Genomic DNA, 1,957 nt, shown 5'->3' with positions numbered 1-1,957 from the left:
CGCGCCCTGGTCGCCCGCGACCGTGACCGCCGACGCGAGCGAGTCGCCCGCCCGCGCGGCGTCGTCGGGCGACAGGCCGTCCGGGAGCGCGACGCGGGACTGGTAGCCGAGGGTGACCAACGACCCGAGCACGGCCACGCCTAGGGCGACGCCGAGCTCGTAGGCGGTCTCCGAGATCGCCGAGGCGCCACCCGCCTTGGCCGGCGGCACGGCGGAGACGACGGCGTCCGTCGTCAGGGTCATCGCGAGCCCGACGCCGAGGCCCGCGGGGACCAGGGCGAGCGCGAGCCACACGTAGTGCTCGGCGCCCTCCGCGACCGCGATGCCGACCATGCCGAGGGCTGTGACGGCCAGGCCGAGCGCGATGGCGCGCCCCCGCCCGAACGTGCGCAGCGACCAGCCCACCACCACGACCACGGCGATGGACGCGATGGTGGCCGGCAGCTCGGCGACGCCCGCGACCAGCGGCGAGAACCCGCGCACGAGCTGCAGGTACTGCGAGAAGAAGAACAGCATGCCGGTCAGCGCGAAGATCGCGATCAGGTTGGCCGCCACGGCGCCGCTGAACGCCGGTACCTTGAACAGACCGACGTCGAGCAGCGGGCCGCGCCCGTCGGCCGCGAGCCGGTTCTGGCGCCTGACGAACCACACGCCCGAGCCCACCGCGAGCGCCAGCACGCCCACGGCGAGCAGGTCGACGCCCTCGGCGGCGGCGTGCTTGATGGCCCAGACCAGCGGCATGACGGCGGCGAAGGACAGCAGCACCGACAGCAGGTCGAGGCGGCCGGGGTGGGGGTCCTTGGCCTCGGGGAGCAGCACGGTGCCCGCGATCACGAGGACGAGCACGACGGGCACGTTGACGAGGAAGACGGAGCCCCACCAGAAGTGCTCCAGCAGCAGCCCGCCCACCAGCGGCCCGACGGCTGCGCCACCACCGGCCGCGGCCGACCAGACGGCGATCGCACGGCTGCGCTCGGCGGCGTCGGGGAACAGGGTGCGGATCAGGGACAGCGTCGAGGGCATGATCGTGGCCCCCGCGACGCCGAGCAGCAGGCGGGCCAGGATCAGCACCTCGGCGGTGGGGGCGAACGCGGCGAGCGCCGAGGCGACGCCGAACGCCGTCGCGCCGATCAGCAGCAGCTTCTTGCGGCCGATCCGGTCGGCGAGGGTGCCCATGGTGACGAGCAGCCCGGCGATGGCCAGCGAGTAGATGTCGCCGATCCAGAGCACCTGGGTGGCGGTGGGCGCGAGGTCGCGGGTGAGCGACGGCACGGCCAGGTAGAGCACGGTGCCGTCGATCGCCAGCAGGCCGACCGCGAGCACGAGGACGGCGAGCGCGGCCCACCGGCGACGCACGGAGAGAAGGGGAGCAGGAGCGGTCACGTCGTAACTGTACCGTCTAGCCGGTACAGTTTTGAAGAGCGCGGTCTGTGACGCGGCCTATAGTTCGTGCCGGGCAGTGCATCGGATGCGAGGTGGTGGCAGTGGGCCGGACAGCAGGCAGGAGCCCGGAGCAGACGCGCGCCGCGATCCTGGACGCGGCGGGCCGGCTGGTCCGCGAGCGCGGGGTCTCCGCCAGCCTGGACGACGTCGCCCGCCGCGCGGGCGTGTCCAAGGGCGGGCTGCTCTACCACTTCGCGAACAAGCGCGACCTGCACCTCGCGCTGGCGGCCGACTGGCTCGAAAGCTTCCGGACCGCGGTGCTCGCGGCGATCCCGCCGGACGACGACGCCCCCGGCCGCCTCACACGCGCCTACGTGCGCGTCTCGGTCGACGGCGCCCTGGACGCCACGGCCTCGCGCGACGCCCTCGTGGTCATCGCGCACCTGTCGAGCGTGGACGCCGTCGTCGACCTCGCCCGGGCGGACGCGCGCCGGTGGAACGAGGACCTGCGGGCCGACGGGCTGCCAGAGGACGTGCTCGCGCTCGTCGTCGCGGCCGCCGACGGCGCCGGCAC

2 protein-coding genes are annotated in these 1,957 nt (G+C 74.3%); one reads left to right on the top strand and one right to left on the bottom strand.

Features of this window, described 5'->3' with window-relative positions:
* A partial coding sequence (locus tag PROKR_RS18485) for an MFS transporter (protein WP_036965552.1) occupies window positions 1-1,383 on the bottom strand: 1,383 nt, incomplete at its 3' end.
* Between the two features lie 101 nt (window positions 1,384-1,484).
* On the opposite strand from PROKR_RS18485, the gene PROKR_RS18480 reads away from it, so the two are divergent.
* A partial coding sequence (locus PROKR_RS18480; RefSeq protein ID WP_036965550.1) for a TetR/AcrR family transcriptional regulator occupies window positions 1,485-1,957 on the top strand: 473 nt, incomplete at its 3' end.

It is taken from the genome of Promicromonospora kroppenstedtii DSM 19349 (genome assembly GCF_000515355.1).
GTDB classification, from domain to species: Bacteria; Actinomycetota; Actinomycetes; order Actinomycetales; family Cellulomonadaceae; genus Promicromonospora; species Promicromonospora kroppenstedtii.
The sequence above is the reverse complement of the archived record's forward strand: the minus strand, read 5'-3'. Positions and strand labels throughout refer to the sequence as shown.